The 16,341-nt window shown below is 71.4% G+C and carries 17 protein-coding genes; 7 read left to right on the forward strand and 10 right to left on the reverse strand.

The annotated features are described in order from the left end of the window. The first annotated feature begins 131 nt into the window (after positions 1-131). The 3 genes from C4J65_RS14595 to C4J65_RS36640 all read left to right on the forward strand — a co-directional run bounded on the left by C4J65_RS14595 (position 132) and on the right by C4J65_RS36640 (position 1,937). Positions 132-620 carry a phage holin family protein gene (locus C4J65_RS14595; protein ID WP_003975371.1) on the forward strand — a complete coding sequence of 163 codons (489 nt, stop codon included), beginning with the start codon at positions 132-134 and terminating at the stop codon, positions 618-620. Beyond that, a complete protein-coding gene (locus C4J65_RS14600; RefSeq protein WP_115742805.1) occupies positions 617-1,591 on the forward strand; it encodes an alpha/beta hydrolase in 975 nt (324 codons plus the stop codon). The genes C4J65_RS14595 and C4J65_RS14600 overlap by 4 nt, the downstream gene beginning before the upstream one ends. Positions 1,592-1,751: 160 nt before the next feature. Beyond that, positions 1,752-1,937 (forward strand): hypothetical protein, encoded by a 186-nt coding sequence (locus C4J65_RS36640; protein WP_078582024.1) that lies wholly within the window; start codon positions 1,752-1,754, stop codon positions 1,935-1,937. A gap of 48 nt (positions 1,938-1,985) precedes the next feature. Here the strand turns inward: C4J65_RS36640 and C4J65_RS14610 are convergent, their stop codons facing one another. Genes C4J65_RS14610 through nth form a run of 3 tightly spaced genes read right to left on the reverse strand, consistent with a single transcriptional unit; the run spans position 1,986 to position 5,040 of the window. Continuing rightward, positions 1,986-3,191 carry a MarP family serine protease gene (locus C4J65_RS14610; protein WP_115742806.1) on the reverse strand — a complete coding sequence of 402 codons (1,206 nt, stop codon included), beginning with the start codon at positions 3,189-3,191 and terminating at the stop codon, positions 1,986-1,988. Between the two features lie 45 nt (positions 3,192-3,236). Next, positions 3,237-3,983, reverse strand: coding sequence for a CoA pyrophosphatase (locus C4J65_RS14615; protein ID WP_115742807.1), 747 nt, complete (start codon positions 3,981-3,983; stop codon positions 3,237-3,239). A gap of 52 nt (positions 3,984-4,035) precedes the next feature. Beyond that, positions 4,036-5,040, reverse strand: a complete 1,005-nt coding sequence (gene nth, locus C4J65_RS14620) for an endonuclease III (protein WP_346265876.1) — start codon at positions 5,038-5,040, stop codon at positions 4,036-4,038. A 369-nt stretch (positions 5,041-5,409) separates the two neighbouring features. On the opposite strand from nth, the gene C4J65_RS14630 reads away from it, so the two are divergent. Next, complete coding sequence (locus C4J65_RS14630; RefSeq protein WP_003975365.1) at positions 5,410-6,084, forward strand: Crp/Fnr family transcriptional regulator; 675 nt, start codon at positions 5,410-5,412, stop codon at positions 6,082-6,084. Positions 6,085-6,128: 44 nt separating this feature from the next. Here the strand turns inward: C4J65_RS14630 and C4J65_RS14635 are convergent, their stop codons facing one another. The 5 genes from C4J65_RS14635 to C4J65_RS14655 all read right to left on the reverse strand — a co-directional run bounded on the left by C4J65_RS14635 (position 6,129) and on the right by C4J65_RS14655 (position 9,990). Continuing rightward, positions 6,129-6,971, reverse strand: a complete 843-nt coding sequence (locus tag C4J65_RS14635) for an MBL fold metallo-hydrolase (protein ID WP_115742809.1) — start codon at positions 6,969-6,971, stop codon at positions 6,129-6,131. Further along, the gene (locus C4J65_RS14640) at positions 6,968-7,906 is read right to left on the reverse strand and encodes an NUDIX hydrolase (RefSeq protein ID WP_115742810.1); all 939 of its coding nucleotides are present in this window, start codon (positions 7,904-7,906) and stop codon (positions 6,968-6,970) included. Before C4J65_RS14640 ends, C4J65_RS14635 begins: the two co-directional genes overlap by 4 nt. A 59-nt stretch (positions 7,907-7,965) precedes the next feature. Continuing rightward, positions 7,966-8,985, reverse strand: coding sequence for an alpha/beta hydrolase (locus tag C4J65_RS14645; RefSeq protein ID WP_115742811.1), 1,020 nt, complete (start codon positions 8,983-8,985; stop codon positions 7,966-7,968). A gap of 379 nt (positions 8,986-9,364) precedes the next feature. Next, on the reverse strand, positions 9,365-9,832 hold the full coding sequence (locus C4J65_RS14650) for a RidA family protein (RefSeq protein WP_115742812.1): 468 nt from the start codon (positions 9,830-9,832) through the stop codon (positions 9,365-9,367). Continuing rightward, complete coding sequence (locus tag C4J65_RS14655) at positions 9,829-9,990, reverse strand: DUF4177 domain-containing protein (RefSeq protein WP_003975360.1); 162 nt, start codon at positions 9,988-9,990, stop codon at positions 9,829-9,831. The genes C4J65_RS14650 and C4J65_RS14655 overlap by 4 nt, the downstream gene beginning before the upstream one ends. Positions 9,991-10,119: 129 nt before the next feature. On the opposite strand from C4J65_RS14655, the gene C4J65_RS14660 reads away from it, so the two are divergent. Continuing rightward, complete coding sequence (locus C4J65_RS14660) at positions 10,120-11,097, forward strand: ArsA-related P-loop ATPase (protein ID WP_115742813.1); 978 nt, start codon at positions 10,120-10,122, stop codon at positions 11,095-11,097. Further along, positions 11,094-12,560 (forward strand): ArsA family ATPase, encoded by a 1,467-nt coding sequence (locus C4J65_RS14665; protein WP_115742814.1) that lies wholly within the window; start codon positions 11,094-11,096, stop codon positions 12,558-12,560. The genes C4J65_RS14660 and C4J65_RS14665 overlap by 4 nt, the downstream gene beginning before the upstream one ends. A gap of 58 nt (positions 12,561-12,618) precedes the next feature. Here the strand turns inward: C4J65_RS14665 and wblA are convergent, their stop codons facing one another. Beyond that, a complete protein-coding gene (gene wblA, locus C4J65_RS14670) occupies positions 12,619-12,957 on the reverse strand; it encodes a transcriptional regulator WblA (RefSeq protein ID WP_011029097.1) in 339 nt (112 codons plus the stop codon). Between the two features lie 460 nt (positions 12,958-13,417). Here wblA and C4J65_RS14680 point away from each other — a divergent pair, with 460 nt between their 5' ends. Further along, complete coding sequence (locus C4J65_RS14680; protein WP_115742815.1) at positions 13,418-15,694, forward strand: transglycosylase domain-containing protein; 2,277 nt, start codon at positions 13,418-13,420, stop codon at positions 15,692-15,694. 109 nt (positions 15,695-15,803) lie between these two features. Here C4J65_RS14680 and C4J65_RS14685 read toward each other — a convergent pair whose 3' ends face one another. Continuing rightward, the gene (locus C4J65_RS14685) at positions 15,804-16,268 is read right to left on the reverse strand and encodes a GatB/YqeY domain-containing protein (RefSeq protein WP_087790088.1); all 465 of its coding nucleotides are present in this window, start codon (positions 16,266-16,268) and stop codon (positions 15,804-15,806) included. Positions 16,269-16,341 lie beyond the last annotated feature (73 nt).

Raw genomic sequence — 16,341 nt, forward strand, 5'->3', positions numbered from 1 at the left:
GACGAGACGGTACAAAAGACGGGGCCGTACGCAGTCGAACGGACACGGGTCGGGCCGGACACGGCCGGACCGAGGACGATCCGACGCCACGGAACCGTACGCAGAAGAGCCAGCAGAAGAGGGAGACCGCGATGAGCGCACCCGACGGCAGCCCGGTCGGCACCGAACGCAGCATCGGCCAGCTGTTCGCCTCGGCGACCACCGAAATGTCGGCGCTCGTGCACGACGAGATCGCGCTGGCGAAGGCGCAGCTGAAGCAGGACGTCAAGCGTGGGGCGACGAGCGGCGGCGCGTTCTCCGCCGCGGGCCTGCTCCTGCTCTTCTCCCTGCCGATGCTGAGCTTCGCGCTGGCCTACGGCATCCGGACCTGGAGCGGCTGGAACATGGCCGTCTGCTTCCTGCTGTCCTTCGCCGCGAACGTGCTGGTTGCGGGCCTCCTAGCGCTGATCGGCATCGTCTTCGCGAAGAAGGCCAAGAAGGGCCGCGGCCCGCAGAAGGTCGCCGCCTCGGTGAAGCAGTCGGCGGGCGTGCTCCAGAACGCCAAGCCGCACCCGCGCCCGGAACTGCCCGCCGACCGGTCCCCCGAAGCGATCGAGGCTGTGGCACGCTCGTCCTCATGACGGGCTCCAGCACACCTTCGGGGCAATCCCCCTCGCCGCAGCGCCCCAATCCCACCTCGGTGGTGCGCCTCGGCATCCCGGGCGGACCCGAGGTGACCCACCGGGACGTCGCGGCCAACGGCGCCCGCTTCCACATCGCCGAGCTGGGCGACGGACCGTTGGTGCTGCTGCTGCACGGCTTCCCGCAGTTCTGGTGGACCTGGCGGCACCAGCTGGTGGCGCTCGCCGACGCCGGTTTCCGCGCGGTCGCCATGGACCTGCGCGGCGTCGGAGGCAGCGACCGCACCCCGCGCGGTTACGACCCCGCGGGCCTCGCCCTCGACATCACCGGCGTGATCCGCTCCCTTGGCGAGCCGGACGCCGCGCTGGTCGGTCACGACCTCGGCGGCTACCTGGCCTGGACGGCGGCCGCGATGCGGCCCAAGCTCGTACGACGGCTCGCGGTGTCCTCGATGCCGCATCCCAGGCGCTGGCGCTCGGCCATGCTCGGGGACGTCCGCCAGAGCCGCGCGGGCTCCTACATCTGGGGTTTCCAGCGGCCCTGGGTGCCGGAGCGTCAACTGACCGTGGACGACGGCGCGCTGGTCGGCCGGCTGCTCCACGACTGGTCCGGGCCGCGGCTCCTGGACGACACGGCGGTGACGGCGTACCGGCGCGCCATGTGCATCCCCTCCACGGCGCACTGCTCGGTCGAGCCGTACCGCTGGCTGGTGCGCTCCCTGGCCCGTCCGGACGGCGTCCAGTTCTACCGCCGGATGAAGCGGCCGGTGCGCGTGCCGACCCTGCACCTGCACGGCTCCCTGGACCCCGTGATGCGGACACGGAGTGCGGCGGGGTCGGGGCAGTATGTCGAAGCGCCGTACCGCTGGCGGTTGTTCGACGGGCTCGGGCACTTCCCGCACGAAGAGGATCCGGTCGCCTTCTCGACCGAACTGATCAACTGGCTGAAGGATCCCGAACCCGATCGATGACCTTTCGGTGATGGTTCGGTGAGCGATCGGTCACCGAACGGACGCGCCCGGTATCCGAACCGGAACGCTTGTCCTATGAACGGCCACTTGCCCGGCGCATAGGCCAATTGGGGGCCCCGGGAACGGTTATCGACCTTGGGGCGGGGGCACACGTCCGGGTATGGGCTGGACGCACGACTACAGTGACGTAGCACGCGACGGCCGCTCCACGAGCGGCGTGAGCAGCACCCACCGACGCGGCGGCACCCCGCAACTCGCGGGTGCGGACCTTCGGGTGGGTATTCCGCGCATCCTGCGCCGCCGGGCCCGCTGGGTCTCCGTACGCCTGCGCCATCCACGGACCTGAGACACAGCGCCTCGACACTCCCGTACCCGGGTCTGCCCGGACGCGGAGCTAGAGGGCGCAGCTGTCGCTGTCCACCTGCTGGCCGGCGGTGCGGCCCTTGTTGATGTCCTCGCGGATCTCGTCCGCGGTGAGCGCGTAACCGGTGTCGGGGTCGTCCAGGGACTTGGCGAAGACCACGCCGTACACCTCGCCCTCCGGCGTCAGCAGCGGGCCGCCGGAGTTGCCCTGACGGACGGTCGCGTACAGCGAGTAGACGTCCCGGCGGACGGTGTCGCGGTGGTAGATGTCCGGGCCGTTGGCCGTGATGCGCCCGCGCACCCGCGCGGCACGGACGTCGTACGCCCCGTTCTCCGGGAAGCCCGCGACGATCGCGTCGTCGTCTCCCCGCGCGTCCTCGTCCTCGTCGGTGAACCGCAGCGCGGGCGCGTCCAGTTCCGGCACGTCCAGTACGGCGATGTCGCGCTTCCAGTCGTACAGGACGACCGTCGCGTCGTACTTCAGCCCCTCGCCGCCTATCTGCACCGTGGGTTCGTCGACGCCGCCGACGACATGCGCGTTGGTCATGACTCGCCGGTCGGCGAAGACGAAGCCGGTGCCCTCGAGGACCTTGCCGCAGTCCGGGGCGGTGCCCATGACCTTGACGATGGACCGCTTGGCGTTGACGGCGACCGGGCTGTTCACCAGCGCCGGGTCGGGCGGCGGCGTGTCGAGGACCGGCTCGTTGGAGAACGGGCTGAAGACCTGTGGGAAGCCGTTCTCCGCGAGGACCGAGGTGAAGCTGTCGAACCAGGTGTCGGCCTGCGCGGGCAGCACCTCCTGCACCCCGGCGAGCACCGTGGACTGCCGCACCTCCTTGCCGACCGTCGGCATCGTGGTCCGCGCGAGGGCGGAGCCGAGCAGCCAGGCGACCAGGAGCATGGCCACGACGTTGACCAGGGCGCCGCCGGTGGCGTCCAGGGCGCGGGCCGGGGACCAGGTGATGTAGCGGCGCAGCTTGCTGCCCAGATGGGTCGTCAGGGCCTGACCGACGGAGGCGCACACGATGACGATGACGACCGCGACGACGGCGGCGGTCTGGCTCACCTCGGCGTTGTCCGTCAGCGCGTCCCAGATCACCGGCAGCAGGGAGACGGCGACGAGACCGCCGCCGAGGAAGCCGATCACCGACAGGATGCCGACGACGAAGCCCTGCCGGAAGCCGACGATCGCGAACCAGACGGCGGCCAGCAGCAACAGGATGTCCAGCACGTTCACCGATTCAGGCCTCGCCTTGTCGTCTGCGGTATGCAGGCCACCCTGTCATGCGCGCCAGTCCAGCGGGACCTGCTTCTCCCGGTCCCAGGGCCGCTCCCAGCCCGCGAAGTGCAGCAACCGGTCGATGATGCCGGCGGTGAAGCCCCACACGAGCGCCGATTCGACCAGGAATGCCGGGCCTCGGTGACCGCTGGGGTGGATGGTCGTCACCCTGTTGGCGGGGTCCGTGAGATCGGCCACGGGGACCGTGAAGACACGCGCGGTCTCGGCCGGATCGACGACGCCCACCGGGGTGGGCTCGCGCCACCAGGCCAGCACCGGGGAGACGACGAAGCCGCTCACCGGGATGTAGAGCTTGGGCAGGACCCCGAAGAGTTGCACGCCGGAAGGGTCGAGTCCGGTCTCCTCCTCGGCCTCGCGCAGGGCGGCCCGCAGCGGGCCGTCACCGCGCGGATCACCGTCCTCGGGGTCGAGGGCGCCGCCCGGGAAGGCGGGCTGGCCGGGGTGGGAGCGCAGGGAGCCGGCCCGCTCCATGAGCAGCAGCTCCGGCCCGCGGCCGGGCTCCTTCTCGCCGTCCTCGCCCGCGCGCGTGCCGTCGCCGAAGAGGATCAGGACGGCGGACTGGCGGCCGGCGCCGTCCGCCGGCGGCAGGAAGCGGCTCAGCTGGGTCGGCCGGACCGTCTCGACGGCCCGCACCACCGGGTCCAGCCAGCCGGGCAGACCCTCCTTGCTGAGCATCGCGCCCCGAGTGTGGTCCCGCGCGGGGCCCTGCGTGTCGCTCGCCCGTGTCATCTCCACCCCCGTCCTGCAGACTCCAACGCCCCGAGCCCCCGAGATCGTTCCGTCACCCGGCCCCCAGCGGCGGGGCCGGCTTGCCGCCCGCGTCCAGGTAGGCCTGCGGGGGCTTCAGCCGCTGCCCCGGGAAGCCGCCCTTCTCGTACTTCAGCAGCTTCTTCGCCTTCTCCGGGTCCGTCTCGCCCTCGCCGAACGCGGGGCAGAGCGGGGCGATGGGGCAGGCACCGCAGGCGGGCTTGCGGGCGTGGCAGATGCGGCGGCCGTGCCAGATCACGTGGTGGGAGAGGTCGGTCCAGTCGCTCTTCGGGAAGAGCGCGCCGACGGCGGCCTCGATCTTGTCCGGGTCGGTCTCCGCGGTCCACCGCCAGCGGCGCACCAGGCGCTGGAAGTGCGTGTCCACGGTGATGCCGGGGCGGCCGAAGGCGTTGCCGAGCACGACGAAGGCGGTCTTGCGGCCGACGCCGGGCAGCTTGACGAGGTCTTCGAGGCGCCCGGGTACCTCGCCGCCGAAGTCCTCCGTGAGCGCCTTTGACAGCCCTATGACCGACCTGGTCTTGGCCCGGAAGAAGCCGGTCGGGCGCAGGATCTCCTCGACCTCCTCGGGGACGGCGGCAGCCAGGTCCTCGGGGGTGGGGTACTTGGCGAAGAGGGCGGGCGTCGTCTGGTTGACCCTGAGGTCGGTGGTCTGGGCGGACAGCACCGTGGCCACGACCAGCTGGAACGGATTCTCGAAGTCCAGCTCCGGGTGGGCGTACGGGTAGATCTCGGCGAGCTCGCGGTTGATACGGCGGGCGCGGCGCACCAGCGCGGTACGCGACTCGCCGCCCGGCGGTTTCGTGGCGACGGTCTTCGCCGGGGCGACGCCCTTGACGGCGGCGGCGGCCTTCTTCGGGGCGATGGCGGGCTTCTTGGCGGGCGCCTGCCTCTTGAGGGGCGGGGTCTTCTTCGCGGCGGCCTTCTTGCCCGCAGCTGCCGTGTCGCCCGCGGCGGTCTTCTTACTCGCGGCGACCTTCTCGCTCGCGGCGGTCTTCTTACTCGCGGCGCTCTTCTCCACGGCACCCTTCCCTGCAGTCACCCTCTTGGCAGGCACTGCCTTCTTTGTCGCTTTCGCCGGTTTTCTACGACCATCGGGGCCCTGTTCGCCCACAGCGGAATCGCGACGGGCATTCACCCGCGCAGCCCCCTCGGCCTGTGCTCTCACCGGCGATTTGGACACCCGGCCAGCCTACGACCCGGCACCGACATCCGCCCCGGACCTCGAAGATCGGCGCCCAATTGGACCCCTGCCGCGTACCCCGGGACATCAGTGCGGCATCCTTGTGACAGATCACACTGTTTGGACTGTCCGGCAAAATGGGCACCACGGACCCCTGGTACACCGGGGGAACAAGATCCTCTGAGCCGGTCGACAAGGAGAGAACTCGTGGACGACGTTCTGCGGCGCAACCCGCTCTTCGCGGCGCTCGACGACGAGCAATCCGCGGAGCTCCGCGCCTCCATGAGTGAGGTGACCCTCGCCCGCGGCGACACCCTGTTCCACGAGGGGGACCCCGGAGACCGCCTGTACGTGGTCACGGAAGGCAAGGTCAAGCTCCACCGCACGTCCCCCGACGGGCGCGAGAACATGCTGGCCGTGGTCGGCCCCAGCGAGCTGATCGGCGAGCTGTCGCTCTTCGACCCGGGCCCGCGCACGGCGACCGGCACCGCGCTGACCGAGGTCAAGCTGCTCGCCCTCGGCCACGGCGACCTCCAGCCCTGGCTGAACGTCCGCCCCGAGGTGGCCACCGCGCTGCTGCGCGCCGTCGCGCGCCGCCTGCGCAAGACCAACGACGCCATGTCCGACCTGGTCTTCTCGGACGTCCCCGGCCGTGTCGCCCGCGCCCTGCTCGACCTCTCCCGTCGCTTCGGCGTGCAGTCCGAGGAGGGCATCCACGTGGTGCACGACCTCACGCAGGAGGAGCTGGCCCAGCTGGTCGGCGCGTCCCGCGAGACGGTCAACAAGGCACTCGCGGACTTCGCCCAGCGCGGCTGGCTCCGACTGGAGGCCCGCGCGGTGATCCTGCTGGACGTGGAGCGACTGGCCAAGCGCTCCCGCTGACCCGCTGGGCTCTCCCCGGGGCCGAGTCGGGGCCTACTCGGGTCCTACTCGGGCAGCTGGACGATCCCGTGCTCGCCCAGGTACTCCAGCTGCGCCCGCACCGACAGTTCCGCCGCCGGCCACAGGGAGCGGTCGACGTCCGCGTACACGTGGGCGACGACCTCGCCCGGCGTGCGGTGGCCGTCCTCCACCGCCGTCTCGACCTGGGCGAGACGGTGGGCGCGATGGGCGAGGTAGTACTCCACGGCGCCCTGGGCGTCCTCCAGGACGGGCCCGTGCCCCGGAAGCACCATGTGCACCCCGTCGTCGGTCGTGAGCGACCTGAGCCTGCGCAGGGAGTCCAGGTAGTCGCCGAGGCGGCCGTCCGGGTGGGCCACCACCGTCGTGCCGCGGCCCAGGACGGTGTCGCCCGTCAGGACCGCCCGGTCGGCCGGGAGATGGAAGCACAGGGAGTCCGCTGTGTGCCCCGGGGTCGCCACGACCCTCAGCTCCAGGCCGCCGACCCCGATCACGTCACCGGCCGCCAGCCCCTCCTCGCCCAGCCGCAGCGCCGGGTCCAGGGCCCGTACGTTCGTGCGGGTCAGCTCGGCGAAACGGGCGGCGCCCTCCGCGTGGTCCGGGTGACCGTGCGTCAGCAGCGTCAGCGCGACCCGCTTTCCGGCCCGCTCGGCCGTCTCGACGACGCGCCGCAGGTGGGCGTCGTCCAGGGGGCCCGGGTCGACGACGACGGCCAGGTCGGAGTCGGGCTCGGCGAGGATCCAGGTGTTCGTGCCGTCCAGGGTCATCGCGGAGGCGTTGGGCGCGAGGACGTTCACCGCGCGCGCGGTGGCCGGTCCCGACAGGACGCCGCCGCGCGGCTGTCCGGGCAGTGCTGCTGCGTCCGTCATGCGGGGGCTCCCCCGGTCGGGTCGTTGGGTGTCGCCGGTGCCGTACTGGGGACGTGTTTGGTGAACTCCTCGTGCCCCGGCCAGGAGAGGACGATCTCACCGTCGACGATCCGTGCCCGCGCCAGCACGGGCGTCATGTCGCGGCCGGGAGCCGACGCCAGCGCCTCGGCCGCCGTGGCGCACCCGGCGAGGCCGCGCAGGGTCGCGACGGTGGGCGGCATCATCAGCAGCTCGCCCCTGTCGTACCCGGCGGTCGCCTCCGCCGGTGTGATCCACACGGTCCGGTCGGCCTCCGTGGAGGCGTTGCGGGTGCGCTGCCCCTCGGGGAGCGCGGCCACGAAGAACCAGGTGTCGTAGCGCCGGGACTCGAACTCCGGGGTGATCCAGCGCGCCCAGGCCCCCAGCAGGTCGGAGCGCAGGACCAGGCCCCGGCGGTCCAGGAACTCCGCGAAGGACAGCTCACGGTCGACCAGGGCGGCCCGGTCGGCCTCCCAGTCCGCGCCCGTCGTGTCGCCGACCACGGAGTCGCCGGTCGGCCCGGCGAGCAGGACGCCGGCCTCCTCGTACGTCTCCCGTACGGCCGCGCAGACGATCGCCTGGGCGCCCGCCTCGTCGACGCCCAGCCGATCCGCCCACCACGCGCGCGTGGGGCCCGCCCAGCCGACGGCCCGGTCGTCGTCACGCGGGTCGACCCCGCCGCCCGGGTAGGCGTACGCGCCACCGGCGAACGCCATGGAGGTGCGGCGGCGCAGCATGTGCACGGTGGGACCGGACCGGGACCCGGTGGCGTCGGTGCCGGTACCGGCGTCCTTGAGGAGCATGACGGTGGCCGCGCGTTTCGGGGTGACCGGGGTGAGGGTGCCGGCCGCCAGCGCGCGGATGCGGTCCGGCCACTCCGGTGGGTACCACTGACCATTCGCCTGACCATTCGCCATGGCCGGAGGCTATCCGGTGACGGGCGGATGTTCGAGTGGCCCCCGGGGCCCGGGAGGCCTCAGGAGGGCAGGCCGGTCAGCCACTCGGTGAGCAGCCGGTTCGTCTCCGCGGGGCGCTCCTGCTGGAGCCAGTGGCCGCAGCCGTCGAGGAGGTGCGAGGCGCTCAGCCCCGGCAGGGTGACCGGGTACGCCTCGATCGCGTCGGACAGCCAGGTGGTGGAGGCGTCCAGGGCGCCACCGAGGAAGAGCGACGGCTGGGTGATCGGGGCGCCCTCGTGCGCGGCCAAGTCGGCCCAGTCGCGGTCCATGTTGCGGTAACGGTTGAGGGCCCCGGTCAGGCCGGTGCGCTCGAACTCCCCGGCGTAGACGTCCAGGTCCTCCTCGGTCAGCCAGTCGGGCAGCCGCCCGGCGGCCGGGAACCGGTCGCGCATCCGGCCGCCGGCGGCGACGAAGTGCGGGTCGGGCTCCTGGGGGCCGGGCATGGTGTCGGCGGACAGGGCGGCGTAGAGGCCGGCGAGCCAGCCACGTACGTCGGGCTCGATCTCCGCCTCGGCGCGCCCGGGCTCCTGGAAGTAGGAGACGTAGAACTCCTGCCCCGCGAAGGGCCCGGCCGGGTCGCTCATGCCGGCGAAGACCTCGCTGGGCCTCGGTCCGCCCGGCGGGGCGTACGGCACGCTCAGCAGGCCCACCGCGCGGAAGACGTCCGGCCGCAGCAGCGCGGAGTGGGCGGCGATGTTCGCGCCCCAGTCGTGGCCGACGACCACCGCGGAGCGTTCCCCCAGGGCCTCCACCACGGCGACGTTGTCCGCCACCAGGTCCAGCATCCGGTACGCCTCGACGGCGTCCGGCCGCGAGGAGCGCCCGTAGCCGCGTACGTCGACGGCGACGGCGCGGAACCCGGCGGCGGCCAGCGCGGGCAGCTGGTGGCGCCAGGAGTACCAGGACTCGGGGAAGCCGTGCACGAGCAGGACCAGCGGCCCGCTGCCCTGCTCCACCAGATGGATCCGGCCTGCGGGTGAGGGCACCAGACGATGGACGGGCTGGTCGGCCGGCTGGACGGTGACGGGCGGCTGCGGCATGGCTCCTCCTGGCGCATACGGTCGGTACGGCCCGGGTACGGACCGGGACCGCCGGGCGGGGCCGGCTCCCGCGCCGTACGGGGCACCGGGACCGATCCTGCGGGGCCGGGGCGGCGGGCGCGAGGTTTGTTGCCGGCCTGGCAACGCGCGCGCCGCACCCGGCATCCGTTCCCCGCGCTCCGTCGGCGTACGGCGGAAGTCCACTCCGTCGGCGTACGACGGGAAGTCCGCTCCGTCGGCGTTCCGAAAGCCCTGCCCGTCGATGTTCCGGAAACCCTGTCCATCGGCGTTCCGGAAGCTCTGCCCGTCGGCGTTCCGGAAGCCCGGTTCGTCGGCGTTCCGGAAGCCCGGTTCGTCGGCGTTCCGGAAGCCCGGTTCGCTACGGCTGGACGAGCTCCACCTGGATCTCGACCTCCACCGGCGCGTCCAGCGGGAGGACCGCCACGCCGACCGCGCTGCGGGCGTGCACGCCCTTGTCGCCGAGGACCTCGCCGAGGAGCTCGCTGGCGCCGTTGACCACGCCGGGCTGGCCGGTGAAGTCGGTCGCCGAGGCGACGAAGCCGACGACCTTGACGACACGCGCGACGCGGTCGAGGTCACCGGCGACGGACTTCACGGCGGCCAGAGCGTTCAGCGCGCAGGTGCGGGCCAGTTCCTTGGCCTCGTCCGGGGTGACCTCGGCACCGACCTTGCCGGTGACCGGAAGCTTGCCCCCCAGCATCGGCAGCTGGCCGGACGTGTAGACGTACGGGCCCGACTGCACGGCCGGCTGGTACGCGGCCAGCGGCGGGACGACCTCGGGCAGTGTCAGACCGAGCTCGGCGAGCTTCGCCTCCACCGCGCTCATGCCTGCTTCTCCCGCTTCAGGTAGGCGACGAGCTGCTCGGGGTTGTTCGGCCCGGGCACGACCTGGACGAGCTCCCAGCCGTCCTCGCCCCAGGTGTCCAGAATCTGCTTCGTGGCATGGACGAGCAGCGGCACGGTTGCGTATTCCCACTTGGTCATGCGGCCGACTCTAGCCGCTGGCCGGGGCGCCTCCGCAGCCGCTGTCCGGGCCCCTGCGCGTGCCGGCCGCGGCGACGTTGTCCACAGCCACCGGAGTACTCGGCGCGCGGACTGGTTACGCTCGAATACGTGAGCAGGCTCCAGGTCGTCAGCGGCAAGGGCGGTACCGGCAAGACCACGGTGGCCGCGGCCCTCGCGCTGGCCCTGGCCACCGAGGGGAAGCGCGCGCTTCTCGTCGAGGTCGAGGGCCGCCAGGGCATCGCGCAGCTCTTCGAAACGGAGGCGCTGCCTTATGAGGAGCGGAAGATCGCCGTCGCTCCCGGGGGCGGGGAGGTGTACGCCCTCGCCATCGACGCCGAACTGGCCCTTCTGGACTACCTCCAGATGTTCTACAAGCTGGGCAGCGCCGGACGGGCCCTGAAGAAGCTCGGCGCGATCGACTTCGCGACCACCGTCGCGCCGGGGGTCAGGGACGTCCTGCTGACCGGCAAGGCCTGCGAGGCGGTCCGGCGCAAGGACAAGCAGGGCCGGTTCGTGTACGACTACGTCGTCATGGACGCCCCGCCCACCGGCCGCATCACGCGCTTCCTCAACGTCAACGACGAGGTGGCGGGGCTCGCGAAGGTCGGTCCCATACACAATCAGGCGCAGGCCGTGATGCGGGTGCTGAAATCGCGGGAGACCGCCGTGCACCTGGTGACGCTGCTGGAGGAGATGCCGGTCCAGGAGACCGTGGACGGCATCGCCGAGCTGCGGACGGCACGGCTCCCGGTGGGCCGGGTCGTCGTGAACATGGTCCGGCCCCAGGTCCTGGACGCCGCCGGCCTGGAGCTCGTACGGGAGACACCGCGTACGGCGCTGGCCCGGTCCCTGTCCGGGGCGGGACTCGGCGGGGCGCGGCGGGGCGGGCACGCCGAGCGGCTGGTGGACCCGCTCCTCGCCCAGGCCGGGGAGTACGCCGAGCGGTACGCGCTGGAGCAGGAGCAGCGGGCGGTCCTCGGTGAGCTGGGCCTGCCGACGCACGAACTGCCGCTGCTCGCGGAGGGCATGGACCTGGCGGGCCTGTACGAACTGGCCACCGAGCTGCGGAAGCAGGGGATCGCATGAGTCCGGACGACCCGGCCCGTCACCGGAAGGGCGGCCCTGCCCGTCACCAGGAGGGCGGCCCGGCCCGTCACCAGGAGGGTGCGCGTCGCCTGGCCCCCGCGCGCGTGCTCGACGTCGACGCCCTGCTGGAGGACCCGCAGAACCGCATCGTGGTGTGCTGTGGTTCGGGCGGGGTCGGCAAGACGACCACGGCGGCGGCCCTGGGCCTGCGGGCGGCCGAGCGCGGCCGCAAGGTGGTCGTCCTCACCATCGACCCGGCCCGGCGGCTCGCGCAGTCCATGGGCATCGACTCGCTCGACAACACCCCGCGCCGGGTGAAGGGCGTCGACGACGCGGCGGGCGGAGAGCTGCACGCCATGATGCTCGACATGAAGCGGACCTTCGACGAGATCGTCGAGTCCCACGCGGATCCCGAACGGGCGGCGGCGATCCTGGGCAACCCCTTCTACCAGTCGCTCTCGGCGGGCTTCGCGGGCACGCAGGAGTACATGGCGATGGAGAAGCTGGGGCAGCTGCGGTCGAGGGACGAGTGGGACCTCATCGTCGTCGACACGCCGCCCTCCCGCTCGGCGCTGGACTTCCTGGACGCGCCCAAGCGCCTCGGTTCCTTCCTGGACGGCAAGCTGATCCGCGTCCTGCTGGCCCCCGCGAAGGTCGGCGGCCGGGCCGGGATGAAGTTCCTGAACGTCGGCATGTCGATGATGACCGGCGTCCTGGGGAAGGTGCTGGGCGGGCAGTTCCTCAAGGACGTGCAGACCTTCGTGGCCGCGATGGACTCGATGTTCGGCGGCTTCCGTACCCGCGCGGACGCGACGTACAAGCTGCTCCAGGCGCCCGGGACAGCGTTCCTGGTGGTGGCGGCTCCGGAGCGGGACGCACTGCGCGAGGCCGCGTACTTCGTGGAGCGGCTGGCGGCCGAGGACATGCCGCTGGCCGGTCTGGTGCTCAACCGGGTCCACGGCAGCGGCGCCGACCGGTTGTCGGCCGAGCGGGCACTCGCCGCCGCGGAAAATCTTGAGGATCCCCGCATTGTGGATCAGGACGGCGGGAAAGCTGGAGTTCGTACCTCCTCCGGCAACTCTCCCGACACGTACGGCAGTTCAGACGACACACCCGGCAGTTCAGAAGCGGTCGGCTCCGAGCCCGGCGACTCGGCCCCCGACTCCTCACCCGGGGCCTCCCAGGCCCCGCCCGAGGCTTCCGACACCTCACCCGGGGTTTCCGACACGGCGGAGCGGTCCGTCGACGCGCTCACCGCGGGCCTGCTTCGGCTGCACGCGGAGCGCATGCACCTGCTCGCTCGCGAGCAGCGCACGCGTGACCGCTTCACCGCGCGTCATCCCGAGGTCGCGGTCACCGAGGTGGCCGCGCTGCCCGGCGACGTGCACGACCTCGCGGGACTGCGGGACATCGGGGCACGCCTGGCGACCGGCCGGCCCGAGCTGCCCGGGCCGGGCGCCTGATCCTGCCCCGGCGGGCCCTTGGCCGCTCTGGAGACCTGGGGCCGTGCGGCCTCGGGGCTCAGCCCACGGCCGCGTAGTTCTCGTACACCTCGTCGTCGTCGAGGGGCACGATGCCGACCCCTCGTTCGTACTCCGTCCGCGCCGTCTCGAGGAGCCGGCGCCAGGAGGTCACGGTGGGCCGCCTGCGCAGCAGTGCGCGGCGTTCCCGCTCCGTCATGCCTCCCCACACGCCGAACTCGACGCGGTTGTCCAGCGCGTCGGCCAGGCACTCGGTCCGCACCGGACATCCGGTGCACACCGCCTTGGCCCTGTTCTGCGCTGCTCCCTGAACGAACAGTTCGTCCGGATCGGTAGTGCGGCAGGCGGCCTGCGCACTCCAGTCGGTTACCCAGCCCATACCGGCGCCGTCCTCTCCCGAATCGAGGCTCCCCCACGGCGGCAGCGGCATATTCACCGCCGCCAGTTGAGGACGTTACGGAAGGTGGGCACAGCGCAACACCCCCTTCGGGCCCAATCTTGAATGGCCCGAACGGACTATGGGTAAGCGGCAGATCACCCGGGGGAGTGAGCTGGCGACATGCGCGACGATCCCGACATTCAGGTCATCTCTGTTGCGCCACAACGGACACCGGTTGACACACAAGGCGGATTCGGACACGCACCCCACACGCCGTGGCACGCGCCGGTACACACCAACGCGCCCCCCAGCGGGGCCCCTCGGAAAAAAATCGAGCGGATCCGGAACGATTCGGGGTCGCCGGACGTATTGATACGTGGCCTCACTGCTGTGACAGTTGAGTGCAGCTTAGGCCAAGGCATATACGCGTGTCCGGCGAATGAGAACGTAGGCTGCCTCCATGCCAAAGAAGCGCTCGGGCGGTGGTCTGTCGCCAACGCAGCAGGCCGCCAAGTTCCTCGGTGTCAGTGTGCTCGCGGGAGCAGTGCTGGCCGGCATCGCGTTGCCCGCCGTGGGCGCGCTGGGGCTGGCCGCCAAGGGGTCGGTGGAGGGCTTCGACGCCCTCCCGACCAACCTGAAGACTCCCCCGCTGAGCCAGCGCACCACCATCCTCGACGCCGAGGGCGGCACCATCGCCACGGTCTACTCGCGCGACCGGACGGTGGTGGACCTCAAGGACATCTCGCCGTACATGCAGAAGGCGATCGTCGCGATCGAGGACTCCCGCTTCTACGAGCACGGCGCGATCGACCTCAAGGGCGTCCTGCGCGCCCTCAACAAGAACGCGCGCAGCGGCGAGGTCTCCGAGGGCGCCTCCACGCTCACGCAGCAGTACGTCAAGAACGTCTTCGTGGAGGAGGCGGGCGACGACGCGACGAAGGTCGCCCAGGCCACCCAGCAGACCATCGGCCGCAAGATCCAGGAGCTGAAGCTCGCGATCCAGGTCGAGGAGGAGCTGGGCAAGAAGAAGATCCTCGAGAACTACCTGAACATCACCTTCTTCGGCCAGCAGGCCTACGGCGTCGAGGCGGCCTCCCAGCGCTACTTCTCCAAGCACGCCAAGGATCTCACCGTCCAGGAGGCCGCCCTCCTGGCCGGCATCGTCCAGTCGCCCAGCCGGTACGACCCGGTCAACGACGAGGCGGAGGCCACCAAGCGGCGCAACATCGTCCTGAACCGCATGGCCCAGGTCGGCGACATCTCCCCGGCCCAGGCCGAGAAGGCGAAGAAGGCACCGCTCGGGCTGAAGGTCAGCAGGCCGAAGAACGGCTGCATCACGGCCGTGAACGACGCGAGCTTCTTCTGCGACTACGTGCGCGAGGTCTTCCTGAGCGAACCGGTCTTCGGCAAGACCCGCAAGGACCGGGCCAAGGTCTGGAACCAGGGCGGCCTGACCATCCGCACGACGCTCGACCCGCAGGCCCAGGAGTCGGTGCACCAGTCCCTCAAGGACCACGTCAACAAGTCGGACTCGGTCGCCGCGGCCAGCACCCTGGTCGAACCCGGCACCGGCCGGATCGTCGCCATGGGCCAGTCGAAGCCGTACGGCTACGGCAAGAACGAGACCGAGATCAACTACTCGGTCGACCACGCGGTCGGCGGCTCCAACTACGGCTTCCCGACGGGTTCGACGTTCAAGCCGTTCCTGGCGGCCGCGGCCCTGGAGGAGAACGTACCGGCGACGAAGGAGTACTCGTCGCCGTACGACATGGACTACCCGAGCCCCATCCAGACCTGTGACAAGCCCTGGATCAACGACTCGGGCTACCGCCTCGAGAACGAGAACGAGTCGGAGGTCGGCCCGTACCGGCTGAAGGAGGCGATGGCCAAGTCGGTCAACACCTACTTCGTCCAGATGCTCGCCGACATCGGTCTGTGCCCGGTCGCGTCCATGGCGGACAAGCTCCACGTCCACCAGGGCAACGGGGACAAGCTGCCGCAGAACCCCTCGGCCCTCGCCCTCGGCTCGGTCGGTATGTCCCCGCTGACGATGGCCAGCGCCTACGCGACCTTCGCCTCGCGCGGCATGTACTGCACGCCGGTCGCGATCGAGTCGATCACCCAGAAGGTCGGCAACAAGCAGAAGTCGCTCGAGGTGCCGAAGTCGACGTGCTCGCGCGCCATGACCGAGAAGACCGCGGACAGCGTGAACACCCTGCTGCAGGGCGTGGTCGACTCCGGTACCGGTAAGGCGGCCGGTCTGAGCGACCGCGCCAACGCCGGCAAGACGGGTACGACCGACGAGCGCAAGAACGCCTGGTTCGTCGGCTACACGCCGAACATGTCGGGCGCCGTCTGGGTCGGCAGCGCCAGCCAGGAGGTCGAGATGAAGGACATCACGATCGGCGGCGTCTACCACCCCCTCGTCTTCGGTGGCGCGGTCCCGGGCCCGATCTGGAAGGACGCCATGACCGGCGCCCTGTCGGGCAAGGACTCCCCCTCGTTCAACCTCGTCGACATCCCGGACGGCGACAAGAACAAGGACAAGGACAAGAACAAGGACAAGGACAAGGGCCGCGACGAGGACAAGCCCGACGACGGGAACAACGGCGACGACGACGGCTTCATCGCCGGCCTGACCAACGGCGGCACCGCCGGCGACGGCGGCGGCGGGGACGGCGGCTTCCCGGGCAACCTGATCCAGGGCCCGGGCAACGGTCCCGGCGGACGCCGCTGACCCGTTCCCTTCACCTGTGAGGGCCCTCCCCGCGACTGCGGAGAGGGCCCTCACAGGTGTTACCGGCGTAACCGGCTTCATCCGCGCGTCGCAAGGACGCCGCGGTGGCTCAGCCGGCCAGGAGCTTCTTCACCGCGGCGGCGACCCGGCCGCCCTCGGCCTGCCCGGCCACCTTCGGGTTCACGATCTTCATCACGGCGCCCATGGCCCGCGGCCCCTCGGCACCGGCCGCCTTCGCCTCCTGCACGGCCTGCGCGACGATCGCGTCCAGCTCGTCGTCGGAGAGTTGCTTGGGCAGGTAGGCGGCGAGCACCTCGCCCTCCGCCTTCTCCCGCTCGGCCTGCTCGGCGCGGCCGCCCTGGGCGAAGGCCTCGGCGGCCTCGCGGCGCTTCTTCGCCTCGCGGGTGATCACCTTCTGCACCTCGTCGTCGGAGAGCTCGCGCTTCTCCTTCCCCGCGACCTCCTCCTTGGTGATCGCGGCCAGCGTCAGCCGGAGCGTCGAGGAGCGGAGCTCGTCGCGCTCCTTGATCGAGGAGTTGAGGTCGTCGTGCAGCTTCGCCTTGAGCGTGGTCATGGACCTGATTGTCGCAGGTACGCGAGGAACGGCGCCCGCTCATTTCCGCGCCCCCGGTGAAGGCGACCGCGGA

It is taken from the genome of Streptomyces sp. CB09001 (assembly GCF_003369795.1).
Lineage (GTDB): Bacteria > Actinomycetota > Actinomycetes > Streptomycetales > Streptomycetaceae > Streptomyces.